Annotated in this window: 25 protein-coding genes; 16 read left to right on the forward strand and 9 right to left on the reverse strand. The window is 67.5% G+C overall.

What is annotated here, in order from left to right; genetic code table 11:
• Positions 1-164: 164 nt before the first annotated feature.
• Together C2U31_RS31010 and C2U31_RS20875 are read right to left on the reverse strand one after the other, a co-directional pair.
• Positions 165-437 (reverse strand): porin, encoded by a 273-nt coding sequence (locus C2U31_RS31010; RefSeq protein ID WP_233772443.1) that lies wholly within the window; start codon positions 435-437, stop codon positions 165-167.
• A gap of 11 nt (positions 438-448) precedes the next feature.
• On the reverse strand, positions 449-1,297 hold the full coding sequence (locus tag C2U31_RS20875; RefSeq protein WP_233772445.1) for a porin: 849 nt from the start codon (positions 1,295-1,297) through the stop codon (positions 449-451).
• A gap of 313 nt (positions 1,298-1,610) precedes the next feature.
• Between C2U31_RS20875 and C2U31_RS20880 the strand changes: the two genes are divergently transcribed.
• The 9 genes from C2U31_RS20880 (at position 1,611) to C2U31_RS20920 (ending at position 10,678) form a co-directional block, all read left to right on the forward strand.
• On the forward strand, positions 1,611-2,639 hold the full coding sequence (locus C2U31_RS20880; protein WP_103274526.1) for an ABC transporter substrate-binding protein: 1,029 nt from the start codon (positions 1,611-1,613) through the stop codon (positions 2,637-2,639).
• A 3-nt stretch (positions 2,640-2,642) separates the two neighbouring features.
• Complete coding sequence (locus C2U31_RS20885; RefSeq protein ID WP_103274527.1) at positions 2,643-3,461, forward strand: ABC transporter ATP-binding protein; 819 nt, start codon at positions 2,643-2,645, stop codon at positions 3,459-3,461.
• Complete coding sequence (locus tag C2U31_RS20890) at positions 3,461-4,300, forward strand: ABC transporter permease (RefSeq protein ID WP_103274528.1); 840 nt, start codon at positions 3,461-3,463, stop codon at positions 4,298-4,300. The genes C2U31_RS20885 and C2U31_RS20890 overlap by 1 nt, the downstream gene beginning before the upstream one ends.
• 168 nt (positions 4,301-4,468) lie before the next feature.
• Positions 4,469-5,854 (forward strand): FAD-dependent oxidoreductase, encoded by a 1,386-nt coding sequence (locus C2U31_RS20895; RefSeq protein WP_103274529.1) that lies wholly within the window; start codon positions 4,469-4,471, stop codon positions 5,852-5,854.
• Positions 5,851-7,041, forward strand: a complete 1,191-nt coding sequence (locus C2U31_RS20900; protein WP_233772446.1) for a CaiB/BaiF CoA-transferase family protein — start codon at positions 5,851-5,853, stop codon at positions 7,039-7,041. The genes C2U31_RS20895 and C2U31_RS20900 overlap by 4 nt, the downstream gene beginning before the upstream one ends.
• Positions 7,038-7,811, forward strand: a complete 774-nt coding sequence (locus C2U31_RS20905; protein ID WP_103274530.1) for an enoyl-CoA hydratase-related protein — start codon at positions 7,038-7,040, stop codon at positions 7,809-7,811. Before C2U31_RS20900 ends, C2U31_RS20905 begins: the two co-directional genes overlap by 4 nt.
• Positions 7,811-8,140, forward strand: coding sequence for a ferredoxin (gene fdxA / locus C2U31_RS20910; RefSeq protein WP_103274531.1), 330 nt, complete (start codon positions 7,811-7,813; stop codon positions 8,138-8,140). The genes C2U31_RS20905 and fdxA overlap by 1 nt, the downstream gene beginning before the upstream one ends.
• A 123-nt stretch (positions 8,141-8,263) precedes the next feature.
• A complete protein-coding gene (locus C2U31_RS20915; RefSeq protein ID WP_103274532.1) occupies positions 8,264-9,178 on the forward strand; it encodes a LysR family transcriptional regulator in 915 nt (304 codons plus the stop codon).
• A 69-nt stretch (positions 9,179-9,247) separates the two neighbouring features.
• The gene (locus tag C2U31_RS20920) at positions 9,248-10,678 is read left to right on the forward strand and encodes an aldehyde dehydrogenase family protein (RefSeq protein WP_103274533.1); all 1,431 of its coding nucleotides are present in this window, start codon (positions 9,248-9,250) and stop codon (positions 10,676-10,678) included.
• A 55-nt stretch (positions 10,679-10,733) separates the two neighbouring features.
• Here C2U31_RS20920 and C2U31_RS20925 read toward each other — a convergent pair whose 3' ends face one another.
• Complete coding sequence (locus C2U31_RS20925; RefSeq protein ID WP_103274534.1) at positions 10,734-12,290, reverse strand: amino acid permease; 1,557 nt, start codon at positions 12,288-12,290, stop codon at positions 10,734-10,736.
• 349 nt (positions 12,291-12,639) lie between these two features.
• Positions 12,640-14,148, reverse strand: a complete 1,509-nt coding sequence (locus tag C2U31_RS20930; protein ID WP_369869683.1) for an AMP nucleosidase — start codon at positions 14,146-14,148, stop codon at positions 12,640-12,642.
• Between the two features lie 399 nt (positions 14,149-14,547).
• Here C2U31_RS20930 and C2U31_RS20935 point away from each other — a divergent pair, with 399 nt between their 5' ends.
• Positions 14,548-15,150: a C40 family peptidase gene (locus C2U31_RS20935; RefSeq protein WP_103274535.1), complete on the forward strand. Its 603-nt coding sequence runs from the start codon at positions 14,548-14,550 to the stop codon at positions 15,148-15,150.
• A gap of 162 nt (positions 15,151-15,312) precedes the next feature.
• On the opposite strand, the gene C2U31_RS20940 is transcribed toward C2U31_RS20935, so the two are convergent.
• Entirely contained in the window at positions 15,313-16,083 is a 771-nt protein-coding gene (locus C2U31_RS20940; RefSeq protein ID WP_103274536.1) for an SDR family oxidoreductase, read from the reverse strand.
• Between the two features lie 224 nt (positions 16,084-16,307).
• Between C2U31_RS20940 and C2U31_RS20945 the strand changes: the two genes are divergently transcribed.
• From C2U31_RS20945 to C2U31_RS20965, 5 genes are all read left to right on the forward strand, one after another.
• The gene (locus C2U31_RS20945; protein ID WP_103274537.1) at positions 16,308-17,027 is read left to right on the forward strand and encodes a c-type cytochrome; all 720 of its coding nucleotides are present in this window, start codon (positions 16,308-16,310) and stop codon (positions 17,025-17,027) included.
• Positions 17,024-17,947: a c-type cytochrome gene (locus C2U31_RS20950; RefSeq protein ID WP_103274538.1), complete on the forward strand. Its 924-nt coding sequence runs from the start codon at positions 17,024-17,026 to the stop codon at positions 17,945-17,947. The genes C2U31_RS20945 and C2U31_RS20950 overlap by 4 nt, the downstream gene beginning before the upstream one ends.
• A 97-nt stretch (positions 17,948-18,044) precedes the next feature.
• Positions 18,045-18,677, forward strand: coding sequence for a guanylate kinase (gene gmk, locus C2U31_RS20955; protein ID WP_103274539.1), 633 nt, complete (start codon positions 18,045-18,047; stop codon positions 18,675-18,677).
• Positions 18,678-18,721: 44 nt separating this feature from the next.
• Entirely contained in the window at positions 18,722-18,925 is a 204-nt protein-coding gene (gene rpoZ, locus C2U31_RS20960; protein WP_006219679.1) for a DNA-directed RNA polymerase subunit omega, read from the forward strand.
• Between the two features lie 22 nt (positions 18,926-18,947).
• Positions 18,948-21,242 carry a bifunctional (p)ppGpp synthetase/guanosine-3',5'-bis(diphosphate) 3'-pyrophosphohydrolase gene (locus C2U31_RS20965; protein WP_103274540.1) on the forward strand — a complete coding sequence of 765 codons (2,295 nt, stop codon included), beginning with the start codon at positions 18,948-18,950 and terminating at the stop codon, positions 21,240-21,242.
• 161 nt (positions 21,243-21,403) lie between these two features.
• Here the strand turns inward: C2U31_RS20965 and C2U31_RS20970 are convergent, their stop codons facing one another.
• Positions 21,404-22,873, reverse strand: coding sequence for an amidohydrolase family protein (locus C2U31_RS20970; protein WP_103274541.1), 1,470 nt, complete (start codon positions 22,871-22,873; stop codon positions 21,404-21,406).
• 152 nt (positions 22,874-23,025) lie between these two features.
• Here C2U31_RS20970 and C2U31_RS20975 point away from each other — a divergent pair, with 152 nt between their 5' ends.
• Positions 23,026-23,922, forward strand: a complete 897-nt coding sequence (locus tag C2U31_RS20975; protein ID WP_103274542.1) for a MurR/RpiR family transcriptional regulator — start codon at positions 23,026-23,028, stop codon at positions 23,920-23,922.
• Here the strand turns inward: C2U31_RS20975 and C2U31_RS20980 are convergent.
• Genes C2U31_RS20980 through C2U31_RS20990 form a run of 3 tightly spaced genes read right to left on the reverse strand, consistent with a single transcriptional unit; the run spans position 23,895 to position 26,807 of the window.
• Positions 23,895-25,262, reverse strand: a complete 1,368-nt coding sequence (locus tag C2U31_RS20980) for an amidase family protein (protein ID WP_103274543.1) — start codon at positions 25,260-25,262, stop codon at positions 23,895-23,897. The two genes, C2U31_RS20975 and C2U31_RS20980, sit on opposite strands and share 28 nt — an antisense overlap.
• The gene (locus tag C2U31_RS20985) at positions 25,252-25,467 is read right to left on the reverse strand and encodes a hypothetical protein (protein ID WP_103274544.1); all 216 of its coding nucleotides are present in this window, start codon (positions 25,465-25,467) and stop codon (positions 25,252-25,254) included. The genes C2U31_RS20980 and C2U31_RS20985 overlap by 11 nt, the downstream gene beginning before the upstream one ends.
• Entirely contained in the window at positions 25,464-26,807 is a 1,344-nt protein-coding gene (locus C2U31_RS20990; RefSeq protein WP_103274545.1) for an MFS transporter, read from the reverse strand. The genes C2U31_RS20985 and C2U31_RS20990 overlap by 4 nt, the downstream gene beginning before the upstream one ends.
• Positions 26,808-26,854: the final 47 nt, after the last annotated feature.

The raw sequence follows: 26,854 nt of genomic DNA on the forward strand, positions 1-26,854 counted from the left end.
ATTGATTATTCTGATAATAAAACATAAGCGCCGTTAGAATCATAATATCTAGGCGCATCAAATATTATATTCACGCACATCAATATGATTAACCAGGCCAAATCCGGTCCGGCAAGGAAATTGCCTGCTATCAAGCATGCCCCCCGGACCGGAAACCGGCGAGCTCAGAACCTGTGCCGCATGCCCACCACGGTCGAGACCTGGCTCCTGCCCGATGAGGGCAACAGCGTATAGATCTGCGCGAACTGCGCGTCGCCGGCCGCGCGCTGATAGATGCCCGTCACATACAGGTCCGTCCGCTTGCTCAGGAAATAGTCCGCGCCAATATTGATCTGATGCCATTTCGGACGGGTGTCCGACGGCGTGTACGCGCCCCAGGTGTAAATATAGGCAAGCCCGAGCAGCAGGCGCGGCGACAGGTTGTAGGTGGTCGACACTTCGGCGTTGTTCAGCCCCAGCCGGGTCCGGTCCAGTAGTCGAAGCGCACATGCGTATAGAGCAGCGATACGCCCAGCGCGCCGAGCTTGTACGCGCCGCCCGCGCCGAAGATCCGCTGACGGTCCACGCCCGCGCCGCCGGGGCTCTTGACGAAGGGCGAGCTGAAGCCATAGTCCGCCACCACCGCCCCATCCTGGTTGGTGGGACTGTTGGGCGTGTTCACCACTTCATACATCGTGCCCAGCGACAGCCCTCCGCGCTGGTAATTCAGGCCCAGCGCGTAGGCATTGTTCGACTGCGACTGCGTCTGGCCGCCCAGGCTGTACATGCCCGAGACCTGCAACCCGTCGTACACGGGGCTTTTGTAGATCACCGTGTTGTTGACGCGGAAGGTATTGAACACGTTGTCGCTGTCGCCGATATGCGTGCCATAGGCCGCGAATTGCGTGGCGGACTCATTGGGCCACAGTACGGCATTGGCCAGGTCGTACTGGCGTCCCAGCGTGATCGTGCCGTAGTCGTTCGACTGCAGGCCGACATAGACCTGGCGTCCGAACATCCGGCCATTCTGCGACGCGGTGCCGTTGGTCATGGAAAAACCGCTTTCCATCACGAAGACCGTCGACAGCCCGTCGCCCAGGTCTTCCACGCCGCGCAGTCCCCAGCGCGGCGTCTGCATGGGGCCGTTCACCGCCTTCACGCTGGAATTGCCGCCCTGATTGTTGGTGTAGGCGACGCCGGTGGACAGCAGGCCGTACAGCGTGACATTGGAGTTCTCAGCATGCGCCGAGGCGCATGCCAGCGACGCGGCCGCGGCCGCGGCCGCGATGACGCTACGTTTCATGACTGCGAAAAACATGTGGGGTCTCCTCCTGGCATCTCTTGTTGGCGAGATTTGCGTGGATTGTCGGCTCAGGAAAGTCACCGCAGGAAGCATAGATTTTTGCCACGGCCACTCGAATATTTCGCGCACCCGGCGATCTGGCGCATGCCGCGCGACACGCGCCGGACCGCTGCGGAGCGCTCTAATTTCGGCATCGGCATTGCTCGAAAAACGGTTCTTGTCAGCGCACTGCCCGAAGGCCAGAATGCATTTCACAACGCATCGACCGGCACAGCCGGCACCCGCGCAAGGCCTGCGGCGGGCACATAAAACCAAGGAGACAAGGGCAATGAAAGATCTGGATTTGAACGATCCCAAGCGGCGGCGCCTGATGCAGGCCTCGCTCGTGATGGGAGGACTGGGCGCCCTGCTATCGGTACGTGCGGCCGCCGCCCAGCGCTCGGCGATCAGCATGCAGCTGGGCTGGGTTCCCGGCGGCGGGCAAGTGGGCGAAGTGGTGGCCAAGCGGCTGGGCTTCTATGAACGGGAAGGCATCGATCTCAAGATCGAGCCCGGCGGGCCCAATATCGATGGCGTGGCCATCGTGGCCTCGGGCCGTGGGCAGACCGGACAGGTCTCGTCCAGCCCATCGGTCATGCTGGCGGTGTCCGAGGGACTCCCGATCAAGTGCTTCGCCGTCGGCGTGCAGCGCCATCCCTACGCCTTCTTTTCGCTGGGCAAGAACCCGATCCGCAAGCCTCAGGACATGATCGGCAAGCGCATCGGCATACACGCAACCGGCATGGTGCTGCTCAAGGCCATGCTGGCCCGGCACCAGATCCCCGAGAACCAGGTCAGCATCGTGCCGATCGGCTCGGACATGATGCCCCTGCTCAGCGGCCGCGTGGACGCCGTGGCCGGCTGGCAGACCAACGTCTCGGCGCTCAAGGCGCTGGGCGCCGAGCGCGTCGATATGAGCCTGTGGGACTCCGGCGTGCGCCTGTATGCCCTGCCCTATTACGCGCACACGGACACGTTGCGCGATCATCCCGACCTGTTGCAACGCTTCCTGCGCGCGACCGCCAGCGGCTGGCACCACGCCAACCGCAATCGCGACCAGGCGGTGGAACTGCTGGTCAAGGAATTTCCCAGCCTGAACCAGGCCGACGAGCGCGTCGCGATCGACGTATTCATGGAGTACGTCTTCAACGACGAGACCAAGGCCAAGGGCTGGGGCAACATGGATCCGGCGGTATGGCAGGAGCAGATCTCCGCCTATGCCCAGCTCGGGCAGTTCCGCGCCCGCACGCCCAAGGTCGAGGACATCATGACGCTCGACATCCTGCAGGCCACCCAATCCGCGCGACTGGCGGGGTAAACGATGCAACAAGCGATTCAATCCCCATCCGCCAGGACGGGCGCCGCCGGCGCGCGCCCGGACCTGTCGATCAGCTGCCGCGACATCAATGTCCGGTTCTTCAGCGACCGGCGCAGCACGACCGCGATCGAGGGCCTGAGCCTGGATGTCCCCGCGGGCGAGTTCCTGACCCTGCTTGGTCCCTCCGGCTGTGGCAAATCCACGTTCCTGCGCGTGGTGGCCGACCTGGTGCAGCCCAGCCGCGGCGAGATCAAGGTGCTCAACGACGCCCCGTCCGCCGCGCGCGCCCGGCGCGACATCGGCTTCGTGTTCCAGGACGCGGCCCTGCTGCCCTGGCGCACCGCGCTGCAGAACGTCGAGCTGCCGCTGGAGGTTGCCAATGGCCGCTCGCGCGCCGGCAAGGCGACGCCGCGCGAACTGCTGGAACTGGTCGGACTGAAGGGCCGCGAGGACGCGTACCCGCATGAAATGTCCGGCGGCATGCGTCAGCGCGTGGCGATTGCCCGCGCGCTGGTGAGCGATCCGCGTGTGCTGCTGATGGACGAACCGTTCGGCGCGCTCGATGAGATCACGCGCGACCGCCTCAACGAGGAACTGCGCCGCGTCTGGCGCGAGATGGGGCTGACGATCCTGTTCGTCACGCACAGCATCCACGAAGCGGCCTTCCTGGGCCAGCGCGTGCTGCTGCTTGCCGCCAATCCCGGCCGGGTCAAGGAGATCGTGCCGGTGATGCTGCCGGAGCAACGCACCCTGGCCACCCGCGACACGGCGGAATTCGTTCAACTGTCCGCGCATCTGCGGCGCGTTCTGGAGACCTGCTGATGAGCGCGTCCGAAATGAAGCTGAATCTGGCCAAGCCCGGCGTTGACGCCGAGGCGGACGCCTACCGGGCCAGCCGTCGCCGCAGCCTCTGGCGTTCGCGCTCGCTGCCGGCGCTGGGTATCCTCGGCATCGTGGCCGCCTGGTGGGCGGTGGTGGCGATCTTCGACGTCAAGCCCTTCATCGCGCCCACGCCGGGCCTGGTGCTGCAAACGCTGTACGACAAGCGCGACATCCTGCTGCAGAACCTCATGCCGACCGCGCTCGAGGCCGCCGGGGGATTCCTGCTCGGCAATCTGCTGGCGGCGCTGCTGGCGACGGTGTTCGTGCACAGCAAGACGTTGCGGGAGATTTTCTATCCGGTCGCCGGCATGATCAATTCGATCCCGATCGTCGCCAAGGCGCCGATCCTGGTGCTGATCATGGGCAACGGCATCGAGCCCAAGATCACGATCGCCGCCATGGTGTGCTTCTTCCCCACGCTGGTGAACATGGTTCGCGGGCTGGAAGACGTCAACCCCCAGTCGCTGGAGCTGATGCGCGTGCTGTCGGCCAGCAAGCGCGAGATCTTCTTCAAGCTGCGGCTGTACAACTCGCTGCCCTATCTCTTCTCGGCGCTGCGCATCGCCGCCTCCATGTCGGTGATCGGCGCGGTGGTCGGCGAATGGATCGGGGCCACGGCAGGCGTGGGCGCCATGATCATCCAGGCCACCTACGCCTTCGATTCGGCCTTGCTGTATGCCGCGATCGTCCTGTGCGCGGCCTTGTCCGGCAGCTTCTTCCTAATCATCACCCTGGTGGAGCGCTGGCTCATCAAATGGAAGCCCGAGCAGTCGCATTGAGCGGCATGTAGCGGCACGGCCCGACACCCCCAAACCCGCTGGACGCGGTCCCCGAAACGCTGGCATCCCTGGCCGGCGGGGATCGCCGCAGCCCAAGCGCACGCATCGATGGCGCGCGAAGGCCCAGTGATCGGCACACTTTTTCGGAACACAGCCTGGAGGATAGACATGACAAAGATCGGCGATTGGCTTGAACGGCCCGCCCGCGACGCACGGGTCGCGGCGCAGGCGGACGTAGTGGTGGTGGGCGGCGGACCCGCCGGACTGTCCGCGGCCCTGGCGGCGGCGCGCAACGGCGCCCGGACCATTCTGCTGGAGCGCTACAACCATCTGGGCGGCCTGGCTTCCGGCGGCATGGTGCTGGTGCTGGACGACATGTGGGACAGCCATCTGCGCGAGATCTCGGTGCGCGGCAACTGCCTGGACATGATCGAGCGCATGGCGGCGATGGGGCTGGCGCGTTTCCCCCGCTCGGACGAATGGGGCGAGGATCCCGCTGCGTACCGGCGCTGGGGCCGCTGGGGCACCTTTGATTTCCATAGTCAGAAGACGCCCCACCCCATCTGCTTCGCCGCCGCCTTCGACCCGGACGCCTACAAGCGCGTGGCGCTGGAAATGGTGCAACAGGCCGGCGTGCAGCTACGCCTGCATTCCTGGTTCTCGCAGGCCCTGGTCGACGGCGACCGGATCAAGGGCGTCATCTGCGAAACCAAGAACGGCAGCGAGGCGATCCTGGCGGACATGGTGATCGACGCCACCGGCGACCTGGACGTCGCCGCTTCTGCCGGCGCGCCGCACATCAGCGACAGCTACATCACCACCACCGTGTTCCGCCTGGGTGGCGTGGACACCGAGGCGGCCGAGCGCTACGAGCGCGAGGAACCAGAGGCCTATGCCGAGCTTGATCGCCAGATCAAGCGCGTGCTGGGCGGCTCTTGGGGCATCTGGTGGATGAAGACGCCCCTGCCCGGCGTGGTCTGGTGCAACTGCCCGCACATGGCCGGCATCGACGGGCTCAAGGTCGAAGACCTGACGCGCGCGGAAATCGTGGGCCGCCAGCACATCCACGCGCTGGTCGACTTCGTGCGCGGCAAGCTGCCCGGCTTCGAGCGGTGCTTCGTCGTCGACGTGGCCCCGCAGACCGGCGTGCGCCAGACCCGCCTGCTGGAAGGCGAGTATGTGATGACCAAGGAAGACGTGGTGCAGCGCGTGCGCTTCGACGACAGCATCGCGCGCGGTCGTGACTACTACTACCCGTTCCGCGCCCTGCTGCCCAGGCGGATCGAAAACCTGCTGGTGGCCGGCCGGCACTATTCGGCGACCTCGCAGGCGCAGAAGATATCCCGCGAGATCCCGCCGTGCATGGCGATGGGCGAAGCCGCCGGCACCGCCGCCGCGCTGGCGCTGAACGCGGGCGTGACCGCGCGCGATATCGACGTGCGCGTCTTGCAGAAAACGCTGCGCGCCCAGGGCGCCGATCCCGGCGACCAGACCGGCCCTAACGCCGACGTCCCGGCCCTGGCCGCCTACGTGCGCCAGGCCGAAACCGCATGAGCATCATGGAGAACCGCGATATGCAACAAGACCTGCCGCTGAGCGGCGTGCGCGTGATCGATTTCACCCAGGTGATGATGGGGCCGGTCTGCACGCAGACGCTGGGCGACTACGGCGCCGACGTCATCAAGATCGAGCGCAAGGGCGCGGGCGATCTCAGCCGCTCCACCTTCGAACCCGTGGCCGGCGCCGACAACCCGATCTTCTGCAGCCTGAACCGGAACAAGCGCAGCGTGGCGCTGGATCTGCGCGATCCGACGCACATGGCCCAGGTGAAGGCGCTGATCGCCGGCGCCGACGTCGTCGTCAACAACTTCCGCGCCGGCGTCATGGAGCGCATGGGCCTGGGCTACGACGATTGCAAGGCGCTCAACCCGCGCGTCATCTACGCGGTCGGCACCGGCTATGGCGAAACCGGCCCCTACGCATTCAAGGGCGGCCAGGACGTGCTGGCCCAGGCGATATCCGGCGTGATGGCGCGGCGCTCGGACGCATCGGTGCCTGTCTCGGTCTACCCGACGGCGCTGGCGGACTATTCGGCTGGCATGCACATGGTGCAAGGCATCCTGCTGGCGTTGCTGCACCGCGCGCGTACCGGCCAGGGCCAGAAGATCAGCGTGTCCCTGTACAACTCCATGCTGGCGATGCAGATGCAGGAAGCCGCCATGATCCTGATGGCCGATTCCGAGGTCAACTGGGCGGCCATGCCCCTGTGCGGCGTGTACGACACCCGCACGGGGCCGCTGGTGATGGTGGGCGCCTTCAAGCCCAATCCGCTGCGCGACATCTGCGCGGCGCTGGAAATCGACGACCTGTCGGCCGATCCGCGCTATTGCGACCTGACGCAGCAGTTCAAGAACAAGGCGGCGCTGCAGGCCATCTTCCGCGAGCGCTACGCCGGCAATACCCGCGAGCACTGGCTGGCGCGGCTGGAGGCGGTCGACATCCTCTGCTCGCCCGTGCGGGATCTGCGCGAAGCGCTGGTCGACCCGCAGACGCTGCACAACCAGATGCTGATCGAGGGCGACGGCGAAGGCCAGCGCGTGCGCTTCATCAACAGCCCGATCACGATGTCCAGCGCGCGGGTCAGCCTGCGCCGCGCGCCGCCCAGGCTCGGGCAGCATAACGAGGACGTGCTGCGCGAGCTGGCGCAAGGTCCGGACACCCCCGCCAAGGAGGCGCCATGAGCGTGCATCTGCGAATCGAGAACCATGTCGCCACGGTGACGCTGGCGCGGCCCGACGTGCTCAACGCCGTCGACCTCGCCACCGAGGCCGCGCTGCAACGCATCTGGACCGAGATCGAGGGCCGCGACGACGTCCGCGTGGTCGTGCTCACCGGCGAAGGCGAGCGCGCCTTCTGCGTGGGCGCGGACCTGAAGAACCCCACCACCACCGGGCTGGAATACTGGGGCGCGGCGCGCCCTGGCGGCTTCGGCGGCATCGCGTTGCGCGAGACCCTGAACGTGCCGGTCGTGGCCCGGGTCAACGGTTTCGCGCTGGGCGGCGGCTTCGAGATGGTGCTGGGCTGCGACATCGTGGTGGCCTGCGAGGAAGCCAGTTTCGGCCTGCCGGAGGCGCTGGTGGGCCGCATGCCGCTGGACGGCGGCATGACGCTGCTGCAGCGGCAGATTCCCTACCGCAAGGCGATGGCGATGCTGCTGACAGGTCGCCGAATCCCGGCGCGCGAGGCCGCCGAACTCGGCCTGATCAACGAAGTGGTCCCGCGCGCCGGCCTGGACGAGGCGGTGCAACGATGGGTCGACGCCCTGCTGGCCTGCGCCCCGCTGTCGCAGCAGGCCATCAAGCAGGTGGTGCGCAAGACCGGCACCCTGTCGCCCGCCGACGCCCAGGCGCTGCGCCTGCCGGCGCTGGTCGCGGCCCTGCAATCCGAGGACGCGCACGAAGGCGTGCTCGCGTTCCAGCAGAAGCGCAAACCACAATGGCGGGGAAGATAATGACCTACGTGATCGCTTCCGGCTGCATCGACGTCAAGGACCGCGCCTGCGTCAAATGCTGCCCCGTCGACTGCATCTACGAGGGCGGGCGCACGCTGTACATCCATCCGGACGAGTGCATCAGCTGCGGCATCTGCGTGTCCGTCTGTCCGACCGAAGCGATCCACGACGCCCAGGAGCTGCCGCCTCACGAAGCCGTGTTCGCGGCGGTCAACCGGGAGTTCTTCGGACCGGACGTAAGCGGCCTGGGTTCGCCCGGCGGCGCGGACGGCGTGCAGCCCTCGGCCTGCGACCATCCCATGGTCGCGGCCTATCCGGCGCGCGGGTAGCTAGTGTGTCGTCCCGTAGTTTCGTGCGGGCGTATCCGCGGGACGGCACACTAGGGCCAATGCTAGTGCCGGCGCGCCCGGGATCGCGGGCAGAATCCCGGGATTGCAACCAGAAGACTCTCCATGCACGCCAGCGTCCTGAAGTACTTTGTCGAAGTCGCCCGTTGCGGATCGATCCGCAAGGCCGCGCAGAACCTCTATGTCGCCTCCAGCGCGGTGAACCGGCAGATCCTCAAGCTGGAAGCCGAGATGGGCACCGATCTGTTCGACCGCCTGCCCAACGGCATACGCCTGAACGCGGCCGGCGAGCGCATGCTGCAGCATATCCGCGCGACCCTCAACGATTTCCACCTGATGCGCGGCGAGCTGGACGAGCTGAAGGACGAACGCACGGGCCACGTATCGGTTGCAGCGATGGATTCGCTGTTCGTCGACCTGCTGCCCGCGGCTGTCGAGGAGTTCTCGGGACAGTACCCCGCCGTCACGTATGCCATCACCGCCGTCACGCCCTGGGATGTGGCGTCCAAGGTGCTCAGCGGCGAGTACGACGTGGGCATCACCTTCATTTCCAAGCTGCCGGCCGGCCTCGACGTGATGACCCAGGTCGCGCTGCCGCCTGGCGTGGTGATGGCATCCTCGCATCCGCTGGCCAGGAAGGACGTCGTGAGCTTTGCCGACTGCCGCAGCCATGCCTTCCTGCGGCTGGAGGGACGCTTTCCCATGCAGGGAGGCGTGTCGCCGAAGTTCTCCGAATTCTGGGATCTGCTGACCCCCAGCGTGACCTGCAACTCCACCTTGCTGCTCAAGCGCCTGATCGTCACCGGACGCGGCATTTCCTTTTTCTCGAAGCTGGCGTTCCTGGAGGAAATCTCCAGCGGCGAAGTGGTGTGGCGTCCCATCGAGGAGCCCAATATCAACGCCCTGACCGTCGGCATCGTCGTGCCGAGCCAGCGGCCGCTATCCAAGGTGACGCTGGAATTCGCCCGCGGCGTCGCCCAACGCATCAAGCGCCTGGAGCTATCGCTGCTCGATGCCTGAATGGCGGCCCTTGAAGACAGCCGCCCTGCTCCGTCCACAACCCCATCTCACTCTACCCACATTGATCCCATGAAACCGAACTTCATTGCCGGCCAGTGGCTGGATAGCGCGGCCAGCGTCGCCAACATCAATCCTTCCGACACGCGCGACACGATCGATCATTATGCCCAGGCCGACGCCGGCATGGCCGAAGCCGCGATCGCCGCCGCGCACGAAGCCAAGGCGGCATGGGGCTTCTGCAGCCCGCAGGCCCGCGCGGATGCCCTGGATCGCATCGGCGCCGAAATCCTCGCGCGCCGCGAAGAGCTGGGCCGGCTGCTGTCTCGGGAAGAAGGCAAGACGCTGCCCGAAGGCATCGGCGAAGTCACGCGCGCCGGCTACATCTTCAAGTTCTACGCCGGCGAAGCCCTGCGCCAGCGCGGCGACAAGCTGGCCTCGGTCAGGCCTGGCATAGAGATCGACGTGACGCGCGAACCCGTGGGCACGGTCGGCATCATCGCGCCCTGGAACTTTCCGATCGCCATTCCCGCCTGGAAAATCGCGCCCGCGCTGGCCTATGGCAATACGGTCGTGTTCAAGCCCGCCGAACTGGTGCCGGGCTGCGCCTGGGTGCTGGCCGAGATCATCAGCCGCGCCGGCCTGCCGGCAGGCGTCTTCAACCTGGTGATGGGTCGCGGCTCGCAGGTGGGTCAGGCGCTGCTGGACGACCGCCGCATCGACGCCATCTCCTTCACCGGTTCGGTCGCCACGGGCCGGCGCGTGGCGCAGGCCGCCGCGCAACGCATGGCCAAGGCCCAGCTGGAAATGGGTGGCAAGAATCCGATGGTGGTGCTGGACGACGCCGACCTGGACGTCGCCGTCGAGTGCGCGGTGCAAAGCGCGTTCTATTCCACCGGACAACGCTGCACGGCATCGAGCCGGATCATCGTCGAGCAAGGCGTCTACGCGCGCTTCCTGCAGAAGTTGCGGGACCGCGCGGCCTCGCTCAGGATCGGCCACGCGCTGGAAGCCGGAACCGACATCGGCCCCGTCGCCAGCCGCGACCAACTGGAACAGAACCTGCGCTACGTGGACATCGGCAGGCAGGAAGGCGCGCGGTTGCTGTGCGGCGGCGGCGAGCTGCAACTCGGCACGCCGGGCCACTACATGGCGCCCGCCATCTTCGCGGACTGCGACAACGCCATGCGCATCTGCCGCGAGGAAATCTTCGGGCCGGTCGCGGCGGTCATGCCGGCACGCGACTACGAACACGCGCTGGCCCTTGCCAACGACACGGAATTCGGCCTTGCCAGCGGCATCTGTTCGACGTCCCTGAAGCACGTGCAGCACTTCAAGCGGCATGCGCAGGCCGGCATGGTGATGGTGAACGTGCCGACCGCCGGTGTGGACTACCACGTGCCCTTCGGCGGCCGGAAGGGATCCAGCCTCGGTTCGCGCGAGCAAGGCAGCCACGCGATCGAGTTCTACACCACGGTGAAGACCGCCTACGTGGCGGGCTGAGAGCTTGCCGCGATGCCGGCGCCCTCCCCGCCGGGACGGCGCCGGTGCTTGCTGATCAGCGCGTTTCCGTCACCGCGCCGCCGCGCAGCGCCGTATCCAGGTACTCGCTGCGCGCCCGCGCATCCGGAAAGCGCATGTCGCGGTAACTGACGAAGCGCGAACCGCGCACCAGGCGATAGCCCAGCCAGATCAGCAGGAACAGCGGAATGCCGACATACGTGGCCACCACGCCGCCCCAGTCGATGCGGTCCTGCAGGAAGGCCTGGTAGTTCTGCCCCAGCGTGATGATCAGGCACAAGGCGAAGGCGAAGATCGGGCCGAACGGGAAGAACGGCGACACATAGGGCAGGTCCGCCAGGTTGCGGCCCTGCGCCACATAGCCTCGCCGGAAGCGGTAGTGGCTGATGGCGATGCCCAGCCAGGCGATGAAGCCCGTCATGCCCGAGGTGTTCAGCAGCCAGACGTAGACGGCCTTGGGGCTGAAGATGAAGCTGAAGAAGCACAGCGCCGCGACCACGGTCGTGGCCACCAGCGCCCACAGCGGCACGCCGTTGCCGGTCACGCGACCGAACACCGCGGGCGCCTTGCCGTCGCGCGCCAGGCTGTACAGCATGCGAGTAGCGGCGTACATGCCGGAGTTGCCGGCCGACAGCACCGAGGTCAGCACCACCGCGTTCATGACCGAGGCGGCCGCCAGCAGGCCGGCGCGCTCGAAGATCAGCGCGAAGGGGCTGACGCTGACGTCGGTGACTTCGGTGCGCAGCAGCTGCGGATCGGTATAGGGAATGAGCAGGCCGATGACCAGGATGGCCATCACGTAGAACAGCAGGATGCGCCAGAACACCTGGCGCACCGCGCGCGGCAGGTTGCGCGCGGGATCCTTGGATTCGCCGGCCGCGATGCCGATGAGTTCGGTGCCCTGGAAGGAAAAGCCCACCACCATGGCCACGCCGATCAGCGCCGCGAAACCGCCCGCGAACGGCGCGTCGCCCACGGTCCAGTTGGCCAGGCCGCCGGTCTCGCCGCCGCGGATGATGCCAAGCAGCATCATCACGCCCATGACCACGAAGGCCAGCACCGCGACCACCTTGATCAGCGCGAACCAGAACTCGGCCTCGCCGAAGCCGCGCGCGGACAAGGCATTGAGCCCGAAGGTGATCGCCAGGAACAGCGCGCTCCAGTACACGCCTGGAATGTCGGGGAACCAGTAGGCCATCACCAGCTGCGCGGCCACCAGATCCACCGCCACCGTGACGGCCCAGTTGTACCAATAGTTCCAGCCCAGCGCGAAACCGAAGCCTTCTTCGACGTAGCGCGCGCCATAGGTCGAGAACGAGCCGGAAACCGGCATGGCCGCGGCCAGCTCGCCCAGGCTGGTCATCAGGAAATAGACCATGATGCCGATCAGCGCGTAGCCCAGCAGCGCGCCCCCGGGGCCGGCCTGGGCCACGGTCGCGCCCGATGCCACGAACAGGCCGGTGCCGATCGAGCCGCCGACAGCGATCATGGTCAGGTGGCGCGCGGACAGGGCGCGGCGCAGGCCGGAGGGGCTTTCGCCTCCGGTCACGGCCTTGCCGGCGGCGCGGGATTCATCGTGTTCCGATGGTGCCAAAGTGCGTTCCTTATGGGATCTGGAAGGAGCCTGGGAAATGCCGCGGGATAGGCCGCCGGCGCCCCGGGTATCCGAGCAACGCGCGAGCATAGCAAAAAATGGGCCCACCCCCGAGCGCTTGCGCGCTCCCCCCTCAAGGGGGCGCCACAGCGGACCGGCAAAGCCGGCTCCGCGTGGCCCCGCTTGGGAAGGCCGTGCCAAGCGGGGGGCGGCGGCGCGGATGTGATCGGGGTAGCCCTGTCGCGGCCGCGCTGCCGCGATAACAGATTTGTAGCAGGAAGCCCCCTGTCCCTATATTGCAGATAAATCAACGAGGGACAGGGAGGCGATGCCCGGACCGCCGTGCCGGCTATTGGAAGGCGGTTTCCATGAAGGTCCGCAGCTTGCGGGAGTGCAGGCGCTCCGGCGGCATGCCGCGCAGGCGTTCGAGGGCGCGGATGCCGATTTCCAGGTGCTGGTTGACCTGGCGGCGGTAGAAGGCGCTGGCCATGCCGGGCAGCTTCAGCTCGCCGTGCAGCGGCTTGTCCGACACGCACAGCAAGGTGCCGTAGGGCACGCGGAAACGGAAGCCGTTGGCGGCGATGGTGGCGGATTCCATGTCCAGGGCGATGGCGCGTGACTGGGCGAAGCGTTCGACCAGTTCGACGTGGTCGCGCAGCTCCCAGTTGCGGTTGTCGATGGTGGCCACGGTGCCCGTGCGCATGATGCGCTTCAGGTCCCAGCCCGACAGGCCGGCCACCTCTTCCACCGCCTGCTCCAGCGCCACTTGCACCTCGGCCAGCGCCGGTACCGGCACCCAGGTCGGCAGGTCGGCGTCCAGCACGTGATCCTCGCGCACATAACCGTGCGCGAGCACGTAGTCGCCCAGGCGCTGGGAATCGCGCAGACCGGCGCAGTGGCCCAGCATCAGCCAGGCGTGTGGGCGCAGCACGGCGATGTGGTCGGTGATGGTCTTGGCGTTGGACGGGCCCACCCCGATATTGACCAGGGTGATACCGGAATGGTCGCCGCGCACCAGGTGATAAGCCGGCATCTGTGGCAGCCGCGGCAGCTCGCCCGCCTCGGCCGGGCCGCTTTCGCCGCGCCGGGTGATGCGGTTGCCGGGTTCCACCAGCATCTCGTAATCCTGGTTGCCGCTGGCCATCAGGGCGCGAGCGCGGGCGCAGAACTCGTCGACGTAGAACTGGTAGTTCGTGAACAGCACGAAGTTCTGGAAATGCGTGGGCGCGGTCGACGTGTAGTGCTGCAGCCGGTGCAGCGAGTAGTCCACGCGCTGCGCGGTGAAGGGCGCCAGCGGCTTGGGCTCGCCGTCCTTGCCGCGCCAGGAACCGTTGACGATGGCGTCGTCGGTCACGGCCAGGTCGGGCACGTCGAACAGGTCGCGCAGCGGGCGCTTGAGCGCTTCCAGGTGCTCGCCCTCGACGTAGGCGCCTTCCGGGAAGGCGAAATGCAGGGGAATGGGCGAGTCCGACTCGCCCACCTCGACCGCCACGCGGTGGTTCTGCAGCAGCAATCCGACCTGCTCGATCAGGTAGTCGCGGAACAGCGCCGGCTGGGTGATCGTGGTCTGGTAGATGCCCGGTTCGGCCACGTGGCCATAGGACAGGCGCGTGTCGATGGGATCGTAGGTCTCGACACGGATGCGGATGGCCGGATAATAGGCCCGGGCCCGCGACTTGTCGCCTTCCCGGGCGCCGGCGTCCTCGAGCACCTCTCGGAAGACCGCGCGCAGGAAGGCGGTATTGCGGCTGTAGATCTCTTCGAGCCGGTCGACCGCGGCAACCGCGTCCTGGAAGGGTTCGAAAGGCAAGGCGTCGGGCCGGTTCATGGAGGATTCGGGGTGGACTGCATTCATCATTGCGCTTTTACTCCGCTTTCTTATCTGTTTTATGTCGGCCTTGCGGCGCCGCCGCATGCGGCATGCGCGGCACCGGGCTGATGCATTGATTATGCATGAGCCGCGCGTGCATGAACGGTCATCGCGGCCACGGTCGCCCGCAAGGGGCGCATGGAACCCATCGCGCCCGATTCCGGGCGGCCGGCCTCGGCCCGTTACGCTTTATTCTGCGAATGACGTAACAATGGCCCGATCGGGATGCTGCATTGCACGACAAATGTAATGAAACTTTATTCCATTACAATAGTGCTGCAGCGCCGGTGAGGACCGCCCGGCGCTGCGCCCTTTCCGCCGGCTTGCCAGGGTGCCGCAACCCCTGGCCAAGCCATGCCGCCCACTCCGATTTCCTGAAGTGACGCAATGACGCCGCCTACGCGAAAAGACCGAACCGCCCCTCCCCGCCTTGCCTGCCTGCTGTCCGTCCCCCTTCTGGCGCTGACCCTGTCCTGGATCCCCGGCGCCGCCCAGGCCTCGCTGTCCACCACCACCCAGGCCCGCGCCAGCCTCAATGGCCTGCGCCTGGCGCAGGAACCCACCGTCCCCACCCTGCGCGAACGCGTCGTGCAAGCCGGCCTGGAAGCCATCGGCACCCCCTATGCGTGGGGCGGCGACGACGCCTCCGAGGGCTTCGACTGCAGCGGCCTGGTCCTGCATGTCTTTCGCGAAATCGCCGGCCTGGAACTGCCCCGCACCGCGCGCCAGCAGCGCACCGAGGGCGAAGCCATCAAGAACAAGCAGAACCTGCGTCCCGGCGACCTGGTGTTCTTCGCCACCCGGGGCCGAGGCGTCACCTCGCACGTGGGGATCTACATCGGCCAGAACAAGTTCGTGCACGCCCCGCGCCGTGGCGCCAAGGTGCGCGTGGACGAAATGAAGAATCCGTACTGGACCAAGCGCTACGTCGGCGCCCGTCGCTATCTGGAACCGGCTCCCGGCCAGATGCTCGCCCAGGCTGAGCGCTAAAAGAGCCCCCCCAAGCGCGTAGGCTTGGGGCAATCGAATTGCTCATGGCGCCAGAGCAGGCGCCACGCCAGCCGGGCCGCGCGGATCCGGCTTTGCCGGTCCGCAGCGGCGCCCCCCCTTGAGGGGGGAAGCGCGCAGCGCTTCGGGGGGTGAGCCTCCCCCCTAGCCGCGGCCCACGAAGGGCATGTTGGTGGCCATGATGGTCATGAACTGCACGTTGGCGTCCAGCGGCAGGCGCGCCATCGCGGCCACGGCCTGCGCGACGTGGGCCACGTCCATGCGCGGCTCCACCTTGGTGCTGCCGTCGGCCTGCAGGATGCCAGCGGCCATGCGCTCGGTCATGTCGGTCGCCGCGTTGCCGATGTCGATCTGGCCGCAGGCGATGCCATAGGGCCGGCAATCCAGCGAAATCGACTTGGTCAGGCCGGTCACCGCGTGCTTGGTGGCCGTGTAGGCGATGGAGAACGGCCGCGGCGCATGCGCCGAGATCGAGCCGTTGTTGATGATGCGGCCGCCGCGCGGCGTCTGCGACTTCATGACCCGGATCGCGGCCTGCGCGCACAGGAACATGCCAGTCAGGTTGGTGTTCACCACATCGCGCCAGACGTCGACCGACAATTCCTCGATCGGCACCGCGGGCGCGCCGCGTCCGGCATTGTTGAAGAGCACATCCAGGCGCCCATACTCACGCTGCGCCGCGTCGAACAGATCCCGCACCGCATGCTCGTCGGACACATCCGTCGGCATCACCAGCGCGCGCACGCCGTCTTCGCCCGCCGCCGTGCGCGTTTCCTCAAGCAGTTCGCGGCGCCGACCCGCCAGCACCACGCGGTAACCCTGAGCCAGGAATTCCAGCGCCACCGCCCGGCCTATGCCCGTGCCCGCTCCGGTCACCAGGGCCACGCGCTGCGCGTCGATCTCGTTCGTATGCATCGGACTCTCCTTCTTGTCGATGGGCGAAATCCTACCCCAAGGCCATGGCGCGCGCTGCAAGCGAACGTACCAGCGCGGTTTCACCGTCTTTCGGGTTGGAATCGAGCCGCAGGCATAGCCTGACCCCCCTCAAGCGCCTGCCAGCGCGATGATCTGTCACAAGTTTCTTTATAATTTGTGGAAATTTGCTTATTACAAAAATCAGCATTGAACGGAGAAGCTCCATGCCTAGACGGTCCCTCACCGTGGCACGACGCCGGGCCTGCGCCCTGGCGCTGGGCGCCCTGCTCGCGGCGCCGGCCTGTACGCTCGGCGCGCCCGACGGCGCCCAGATCAGCACCCAGGGCGCCAATGGCGCGCCCGCCTGTGTCACCTGCCACGGCGCCAAGGGTGAAGGCAATCCCTCCGCCGGTTTCCCGAGATTGGCCGGCCTGGGCGCCAAGTACCTGGCCGAACAGCTGGACGCCATGGCCGATGGAGGACGTGTCAGTCCGATCATGAAAGCCACGGCCCAGGCGCTCGATCCCGCCCAGCGCCAGGCCGTCGCCGCTTACTACGCCTCCCTGCCCGCGCCGCTGGATACGGACAAGCTCGCCGCGACCGCGATGGGCCGTGCCGCGCCGGCCGACACTGGCGCCTGGCTGGCCACCCGAGGCGCCTGGGACAAGAATGTCCCCGCCTGCAACCAATGCCATGGTCCCGGCGGCATCGGCGTCGGCGACAACTTCCCCGCGCTGGCGGGCCAGTCGGCTGCCTACATTTCCGGGCAGTTGCGCGCCTGGCGCCAGGGCCAGCGCCCGCCCGGCCCGCTGGGCCTGATGCCCGCCGTGGCCACCCGCCTGACCGACGCCGAGATCGATGCCGTGTCGGCCTACTACGCCGGCCTGCCCCAGGCCGCCGAGCAACTGGCCGCGCAAGCCGCCGCACCGGGAGCCAAGCAATGAACCCGCGCCTTACCCGCTTGCCCGGCGCCTGGCTCGCCGCCGCCCTCGCCCTGTCGATGTCCGCCACCGCGCTGGCCGCCGAGCCGCGCCCCAGCTTCACGCCGCCGTCGGCCGCTTCCTTGCCCGACACCGAGTTCGGCAAGATCGTGCGCCAGGGCGAGCAGATCTTCCTGCACACGCCCCAGGCCGCCGGCAAGTTCGTCGGCAATGACCTGAATTGCAGCAGCTGCCACCTCGACGCCGGCCGCCGCCCGGACTCGGCGCCGATGTGGGCCGCCTATGTGCTGTATCCCGCGTACCGAGCCAAGAACGGTCACGTCAATACGCTGGCCGAGCGCCTGCAGGGCTGTTTCCGCTACAGCATGAACGGCAAGCCGCCCGCCGCCGACGATCCCGTGCTGACCGCGTTGCAGACCTATATGTTCTGGCTGGCCAGCAAGGCGCCGACCGGCGTGACGCTGGAAGGCCAGGGCTACCGCAAGCTGCCCGCGCCGGCGCAGAAGGCCGACTACCTGCGTGGCGAAAAGGTTTACGCCCAGTACTGCGCCGTGTGCCATGGCGCTGAAGGCCAGGGCCAGAAGAACGGCAAGCACTGGGTCTTCCCCGCCTTATGGGGGGCGGACTCGTTCAACTGGGGCGCGGGCATGCACCAGATCGGCAACGCGGCCGGCTTCATCAAGGCCAACATGCCGCTGGGACAGGCCGGCATGCTGAGCGACCAGGAAGCGTGGGACGTGGCCTATTTCATGAACGCCCACGAACGACCGCAGGATCCGCGCTACGCAGAGTCGGTGGCCGCGACCCGCGCCAAGTACCACGACTCCGACGATTCGCTCTACGGCATCGAGGTCAACGGCCATCTGCTGGGCAGCGATTCCCCCGCGCCCGGCGGCAAGCTGTTGCAGGCGGCCAAGCCCTGAACCGCTGAAAACGCGGCGCGGCAGCGGGTTTCGCCCCTGCCGCACCGCGCGATTTGTTATTCTTGCGGTCTCGGCATCACACGCTCGTCATCTATTCATGCACGCCAATTCCGGAAACGTCTTCATGGTCGTCGCGCCCAGCGGCGCGGGCAAATCCAGCCTGGTCAGGGCCCTGCTCCAGCAAGACCCTTCCATCCTGCTCTCGGTTTCCTGCACCACGCGCGCGCCGCGTCCCGGCGAAGAAGACGGTCGCGAATATCGCTTCGTGGCGGTCGACGATTTCAAGCGCATGCGCGACGATCAGGCCCTGCTGGAATGGGCCGAGGTGCATGGCAATTTCTACGGCACGCCCCGCGACCGCATCGACGCCGCCACCCGCGAAGGACGCGATGTGCTGCTCGAGATCGACTGGCAGGGCGCGCGCCAGGTCAAGCAGCGCTTTCCGGGCGCCATCGGCATTTTCATCCTGCCGCCGTCGATCGAGGAACTCGAAGCCCGGCTCAAGGCGCGCGGCCAGGACGAGCCGCAAGTCATCGCGCGCCGGCTCATGGCGGCGGGCGGTGAAATCGCGCACGCTCCGGAATGCGAATATGTTATTATTAATCAAGAATTTAGCGTAGCCCTGTCGGAACTGACCCAAATCGTCAGCGCCGCGCGGCTGCGCTTTTCGTCTCAGGCCGCCCGCCACGCTCCGCTGTTCGCGCAGCTCGGCATCCCGGCGGCGCACTGAAACGCAAGCATTTCCTCCTATTTCCATCAGCACCAGGTGTCCTAATGGCTCGCATTACCGTCGAAGACTGTCTGAACCAGATCCCCAACCGTTTCAAGCTCACGCTGGCCGCGACCTACCGCGCCCGCGAGCTGGCGCAGGGCCATGCCCCGCGCCTGGACAGCAAAGACAAGCCCACGGTCACTGCGCTGCGCGAAATCGCGGGCGGCCTCACCGGCGTGGAAATGCTCCGCAAAGTTCCGACCTGATTCTCTCCGGGGGGCGGCACGCATGGCTTTTCCCGGGCTGAAGTACGCTTCATCAGGTCTGCTTGCCGCCCTGCGCGCCGGCTCCCGTTTGGGACGGCGCACGGGCAAGAAAGACAAGACCCCGCCTCCACCGCCTTCCGTCGCCGCCCAGGAGGCGGCCGACGCGACGGCATCGCCCGTCGCCTCCCTGGCGCCGCTGACCGAAATCATCGGCAGCTATCTCGACAAGAAAGATGTAGAACGCGTGCGCGAAGCCTACCGCTTCGCCGATCAGGCGCATCTGGGCCAATTCCGCGCGAGCGGCTCGCCCTACATCTCTCACCCCATCGCCGTCACTGAAATCTGCGCGGGCTGGAAGCTCGATGTCAACGCCCTGTCGGCCGCGCTGCTGCACGACGTGATGGAAGACCAGGGCGTCACCAAGACGGAACTCGCCGAGAAGTTCGGCCCCGAGGTCGCCGAGCTGGTCGACGGCCTGTCCAAGCTCGACCGCCTGGACTTCGCCACCAAGGCCGAACAGCAGGCCGAGAGCTTCCGCAAGATGCTGCTGGCGATGGCGCGCGACGTGCGCGTCATCCTGATCAAGCTGGCCGACCGGCTGCACAATATGCGCACGCTGGACGCGGTCAACCCCGAAAAGCGCCGCCGCATCGCGCGCGAGACGCTGGACATCTATGCCCCCATCGCGCACCGGCTGGGCCTGAACCTGCTGTTCCGCGAACTGCAGGACCTGTGCTTCGCGGCCATGCACCCGAACCGCTACCAGGTGCTGTACAAGGCCGTGCTGGCCGCGCGAGGCAACCGCCGCGAGGTCATCAGCAAGATCGCCGATTCGGTGCGCGCCGCCCTGCCCGCCGCCGGCATCGAGGCCGAGGTCACTGGCCGCGAGAAGACCCTGTTCGGCATCTACCGCAAGATGGTCGACCAGAAAAAATCCTTCTCGGACGTGCTGGACATCTACGGTTTCCGAGTCATCGTCCACACCCTGCCCGAGTGCTATCTGGCGCTGGGCACGCTGCACCAGCTGTATCGCCCGGTGCCCGGCAAGTTCAAGGACTACATCGCCATTCCCAAGGTAAACGGCTACCAGTCGCTGCACACCACGCTGGTCGGCCCCTACGGCACGCCGGTGGAATTCCAGTTCCGCACCCGCGACATGCACCATGTGGCCGAGGAAGGCGTGGCCTCGCACTGGCTGTACAAGGGCGCCGACCTGACCCTCAACGACCTGCAGAAGCGCACTCACCAGTGGCTGCAATCGCTGCTGGACATCCAAAGCCAGACCGGCGATTCCGGCGAGTTCCTGGAGCACGTCAAGGTCGACCTGTTCCCCGACGCCGTCTATGTGTTCACCCCGCGCGGCAAGATCATCTCGCTGCCGCGCGGCGCCACGCCGGTGGACTTCGCCTACGCGATTCACACCGACATCGGCAACCAGGCCGTGGCCGCCAAGGTCAACGGCGAGTTCGTGCCGCTGCGCACCGAAATGAGCAGCGGCGACACGGTGGAAATCGTCACCTCGCCGGCCTCGCGCCCCAACGCGCAGTGGCTGAACTACGTGCGCACCGGACGCGCGCGCTCCGAGATCCGCCACTACCTGCGCACCGTCAAATACGAGGAATCGGTCGCCTTCGGCGAGCGCCTGCTGGGCCAGGCCATGCAGGAACTGCACATGCCGCTGCCCGCCACCGACGATCCCGCCTGGCAGAAGCTGGCGCGCAGCACCGGCGCCAGCTCGCGCGAGGAAATCCTGGCCGACATCGGCCTGGGCAAGCGCCTGGCCGCCGTGGTCGCGCGCCGCTTCGCGCCCGAGCACCAGCTGGTCGCCACCACCGCCGCCGCGGTGGACGAGCTGACCTCGGCCCGCAGCGCGCCCATCCTGATCCAGGGCAACGAAGGCCAGGCGGTGCAGCTCGCGCCCTGCTGCGGCCCCCTGCCCGGCGACCCCATCATCGCCGGCATGCGCATGGGCCACGGTCTGGTCGTGCACACCGCCGACTGCCCGGTGGCCATGCGCCAGCGCCTGCGCGAACCGGAACGCTGGATCAATGTGGGCTGGGACACGCACACGGCCAAGCACCTCGCCACCCGCCTGGACATCGTCACGCGCAACGAGCGCGGCGTGCTGGGCCGGCTGGCCGCCGAGGTCACGGCCGCCGACGCCAACATCGTCCACGTCACGATGCACGACGACGCGGTTGCCACGGTGTCGCTGCACCTGACCATCCAGGTCGACAGCCGCAAGCACCTGGCCCAGGTGATCCGCGCCATCCGCCACGTGCCGCAGGTGCAGAAGATCGTCCGAGTGAAAGGGTGACCCACCCCCGAAGCGCTGCGCGCTTCCCCCTCAAGGAGGCATGTCTACGGACCGGCGGAGCCGGATCCGTGACATCCCGATTTGGGGGCACCTGTTCTTGCGGCGGTCTGTTTTCTATTGCCCACAGATTCCTGTAGTTGCCCCCCTGCCTGCCCCGCTGTTCAGACGGGGCTGGTCTCGCGGCGCAGTACCTGGCCTGTACGGGCGGGTAGCGTCTGGTGGCCGTCCCAGGTCTGGCTGCCGTTGAGCCATACGCCTTCGATGCCCTCGCTGACCTGTATCGGATCTTCGAAAGTGGCGCGGTCCTGGATGCGGTCCGGGTCGAACAGGACCAGGTCGGCGTGGCAGCCGGTTTCTATGCGACCGCGGTCCTGCAGGCCGTATTGTTGCGCGGCCTGGCCGGTCATCTTGTGGATGGCCTGTTCCAGCGTCATCAGGCCGGACTCGCGCACCATCTTTGCCAGGATGTGCGGGAAGGTGCCCCACTGGCGCGGATGCGGGCGCGGATCGAACGGCAGGCCGTCGGAGCCGAACAGGGTCAGCGGGTAGCGGGCGATGCGTTCCACGTCGCCCGGGTCCATCACGAAATAGATCGCGGCGGCCGGCTTCAATTTTTCCAGCAGGCCGGCCTCGTCCAGGCCCAGCGTGGCCATCAATTCGTGAAAGTCGCGCCCGCCGGCTTCCGGATAGCCCTTGGACCAGGTGATCATGGTGCGCGACGACTGGCCGACGCGGTCCAGCCGCAGCATGGTGGACGTGGCCGGATAGGGGTGACAGTCCAGGCATAGCGGCTGCGAGCGCGCGGCCTCGGCCAGTATTGCCAGCGTCTGCTCGGACCGCCCGAAATTGCGCTTGCCAGCGACCTTGTGATGCGAGAACACCACCATGCAATCCAGCGCGCGCCCGACCCGCAGGGCTTCCTCGATGGATGCGACGATATCGTCCGTCTCATCACGCAGATGGGTGGAGTAGATGCCGCCCAGCCGTTTCAGCGGCTCGCAGACCGCGATGATCTCCGCCTCGGAGGCCGCCGCCGCGGGCGGATAGAAGGTGCCGGTGGACACGCCGAACGCACCCGCGCGCAGCGCCAGTTCCACTTCGGCGCGCATGGCCTCGATTTCCTGCGGCGTAGCCGCCCCCGACACGTCCCGCATGGCGCGGACCCGCAGCGTGGAATGCCCCACCAGCGGCGCCACGTTGACGTTGGCGGGCTGGTCCCGCAGCGCGTCCAGCCATGCGCCGAAGGTCTCGAAGCGGAACAGCGCCGGTGGCCCCATCAGGTCCAGCGGCTGCGGCGGATCGGCGTGGACCAGCGGTGCGACGCTGATGCCGCAATTGCCGGTCACCACGGTCGTGATTCCCTGCGACACCTTGGGCTTCATGTGCGGATGCACCAGCAGGTAGCCGTCGTCATGGGTATGGGTATCGATGAAGCCCGGCGCGAGCACGCGCCCGTCCGCCTCGATGATGCGATCAGCGCGCCAGCCTGCCAGCTCGCCCACCGCCACGATCCTGCCGCCGGCGACCGCCACGTCCGCGCGGCGTCGCGATGCGCCGGTTCCGTCGACCACCGTGGCGCGCCGGAACAACAGCTCTGCCTCCGCTCGCTGGCCTGCCCTCTTGTTTTCCATGCTTACCTCCCTTCATTGCGTCGCCGCGCTCGCGGCGACCCTTCACGCTTGCGCGCCGCTACAGCGCGATCCTAGAACATCTCGCCCCGCCACAACACGGGAGGCCGGGCCTATGCAACAATCGTTTCACGCTCAATCCCGCCAGCCAGACCATGCCGCCATCGCCCGCCACGCCGCCCCACTCCCTGGACGCCCTGCTCGCCGCGCTGCGCGAGCAGTTCGGCGAGCTCAGCGCCCAGCTGCAAAGCGGCGCGCGCCATCTGCTCGACCACCCCAGCGAAGTGCCGCTGCTGTCGATGCGCAAGATCGCGGCGGACGCCGGCGTGCAGCCGGCCACGCTGGTGCGCCTGGCGCAGCATCTGGGCTATGACGGCTGGCAAAGCCTGCGGCTGGTCTTCGTCGAGGCCCTCCGTGGCGGTCCGCAGCCCTATGCGCAACGCGCACAAAGGCTGGTGCGTGAAAGCGGCTCCGACCGGATGCTGGAAACCATGTTGCAGGCGCAGCACCGCAACCTGGAGCAGACCGGCGCCGCCAACGCCAAGGCGCTGGCGCAGGCGGCCGCCATCCTGGCCGGCGCCAGCACCGTTCACGTGGCCGGCTTCCGCTCCAGCTACCCGATCGCCTTCGGCTTTCACTATCTGTACCGTCTGTTCCGCGATTCCGTGCACCTGGTACGCGGCGACGCCGGCACGCTGGAAATGGACCTGCGGGCCCTGAAGCCGGACGATGCGGTGCTCATGACCAGTTTCGCGCCCTACTCCCAGGAAATCGTCCGCGTCGCCGAGGCCGCGCGCCGCGCCGGCAGCAAGGTCATCGCGCTGAGCGACAGCGTGGCCGCGCCGATCGCGCTGAAGGCCGACTGCACGCTGGTGTTCTCGGTGGACAGCCCATCTTTCTTCCCGTCGATCAGCGCCGGCATGGCCCTGGTGGAAGCGCTGGTGCAGCAACTGCTGGCGCAGGAGGGCAAGGGGGCGATCAAGACCCTGAAACAGGCGGAAGAACAGCTGCACCGCAGCGGCGCCTACCTGCCGTCCGCCGGCCGAGGCTGAGCGGGAAAACCGCACACGCCCTCCTCTTCCAGGCGCATGGCCGCGGCCAGGCCTGGAGCCTCGCCCCCAGGCGGACCGATCAGCTGCACGCCCAGGGGCATGTCCGCGCCCGGCACGGCCACCGGCGCCGCGACGACGGGCAGGCCCGCCAGCGACACCGGCCGCGTCATATGCCCGGCGTCCGCGCGCGGCGCATAGATGCGCCCCTGCTCGCCGACCAGACGTTCGGCGCCGACTGGCGGCGCGGCATACGGCGTGGCGCAAGTCAGCAGCAGGTCCACGTCCTGGAACAGGGTCTGCATACGCGCGCGCCAGACCCGCCGCCAGGCCTGCGCGGTACGGTACCAATCGTCCGGCAAGGCAAGGCCGGCCAACATCCGCTGCCTGACCATCGCGCTATAGCCGGCATGACGCCCGGCAAATCCATGCCGCAGATGATTGCGCGCGACCTCGTAGGCGGAAATGATGCTGGCCGCGTCGCGCGCGCGGTCCACATCCGGCAGGTCTATCATGCGCGCGGACGTGAACGCTGCCGCCACGCGCAGCACCGCGTTCCAGGCTTGCGGCTCGGCATGCTCCGCGAAGCCGGCCCGTAGCACTCCAATCCGCAGTCGGCCATGACCACTGACCAGCGCATCCGACGCCCCGCCGCGCAATGCCCGCCAAGCCAGGGCGAGGCTGCCGGCGTCCGCCGCCATCGGCCCCGCCGCATCCAGGCTTTCCGCATAAGGAAAACAACCTTGCGTGGACAGGCGGCCAGTGCCCGGACGCAAGCCCCAGATGCCGCAGAAAGCAGCCGGCGCGCGAATCGAGCCATTGGTGTCGGAGCCCAGGCCCAGCGGGACCACGCCGGCCGCAATCGCGGCGGCCGTGCCCGCCGATGAGCCGCCCGTGATCCTCGAAGGATCCCAGGGATTGCGCACCGCGCCGCCGATCACATTCTCTCCCGTCGCGCCGCAGGCATACTCGTCCATATGCGTCAGGCCGATGGGCACCGCGCCGGCGTCCAGCAAGGCCCGCAGCACGGCCGCGTCCCGCGCGGCGGGCGCGTCCGCCTGCCGTGGCGCCGCGCCGGCCAGCGTGGGATGGCCGCGCAGGTCGAACAGGTTCTTGGCCACGAACGGCACCCCGGCCAGCGCCGGCATGGCCAGGCCAGCGGCCAGCCGGCGGTCCAGCGCGCGCGCCGCCGCCAGCGCCTCGGTCTCCAGCACGCGTGAGAACACATTGAAGCGCTGCGCCGCCATTGCCCGCGCCAGGCAATCCTCCGCGATCTGTACGGCGCTGCGCCTGCCGCTCAAGAACGCATCGCGGATCGCCGCCGCGCTACGTTCAGACGCCATGCTTGTCGCCCTCCCTGGCGTCGACGCGCGCCGATTCCGCCAGGGCCTGTTCCAGCGCCAGGACCATGCGCCCCATGTTGCGCACCAGATCGGCCGCCGCCCCGGCATCCTCGGCGGACACCGCGCCCTCCAGGCCGCGCAGCACGATTTCCACCCTGGCCTGCGGGTCCGACGACGGCTGCGAATCCGTCAGGACCGGCGTCATCGCACCGCCCCCGCCGCCATCAGGCGCTTCGGGATCGCAAGAATCAGCAGGGCCGCCGCCAGCATGAGCGCGGCCAGCACCAGCACCGCGATCGAGATGCTGCCGGTCCATTGCTTGACGCCGCCCATCAGCACCGGGCCGATCAGCCCGGCCAGGCTGGCGGCGCTATTGATCAGGGCGATGCCGCCGGCCGCGGCGCTGCCGGCCAGGATGCGGCCCGGCAGCCCCCAGAACATGGCCAGCGTGGCCATCAGGCCGGACACGCCGACGGTCAGGAACACCATCGCCGCCACCGTATTGTGCGGGAACAGCGTGCTGGCCCACATGCCCGCGGCCGCCACCAGCATCGGTATCGCGGTGTGCAGCCGGCGCTCGCCGCTGCGCTCGGCGTGCGCGGCATTGCGGTTCATCACGACGCAGGCCACGCCGTAGGGAATCGCCGTCAGGAAGGCGATCTCCAGCGGCGACTGCATGCCGGTCGACTGGATGATGGTGGGCAGCCAGAACACCAGCCCGTAGTTGCCGATATTGAACAACAGGCAGATGGCCATCAGCATCCACAGGATCGGATTCTTCAGCGCGTCCACGAGACGGCTGCTCTTGCGCGCGTTCTCGGCCGACAGCGCGCCGCTGACGGCGGCCGCTTCCTCCGGCGTCAGCCACGCGGCGGACTGCGGCGATTCCGGCAGCATGCGCAGCACCAGCAGCCCCAGCAGGATCGCGGGCAAGGCTTCCAGCAGGAACATCCATTGCCAGCCTTGCAGGCCATGCAGGTCATGCGTGCCCGTCATCAGCGCGCCCGAAATCGGCCCGCCCAGCACCATGCCCAGCGGCATGGCCAGGAACAGGATGGACATGATGCGCGCCTGGCGATCCGCCGGATACCATTTGTTCAGGTACATGACGGCGGCCGGGAAGAACCCCGCCTCGGTGACGCCGAGCAGGAAACGCGCCACATAGAACTCGGTGGGGGTCGTCACCAGCATGGTGCCCGCCGACACCAGGCCCCACAGGATCATGATGGCCGCCATGCAGCGCCGCATGCCCAGCTTGTAGATCAACAGGCTGCTGGGCACCTGGCACAACATGTAGCCCCAGAAGAAGATCCCTGCGCCGATGCCGTAGACCACGTCGCTCAAGCCCAGCGCCTGCTGCATCTGCAGCTTGGCGAAGCCGACGTTGACGCGATCCAGGTAGCTGAAGAAGTAGCAGAGAACGATGAACGGCACGATGCGCCGCGTCACCTTGGCGTAGGCGGACGCCGCCCGTTCCGCGCTGGCCGGCGCGGCCGCGCCCATGCCCATGCTCCCTGCTTGCCCCGCGTTGCTGGCGATGCTCATGTCACGCTCCTTTCCCCATAGACAGCCATGCGCGTGCATCCGATAGC

The sequence above is a fragment of the Achromobacter sp. AONIH1 genome, assembly GCF_002902905.1.
Taxonomy (GTDB): domain Bacteria; phylum Pseudomonadota; class Gammaproteobacteria; order Burkholderiales; family Burkholderiaceae_B; genus Achromobacter.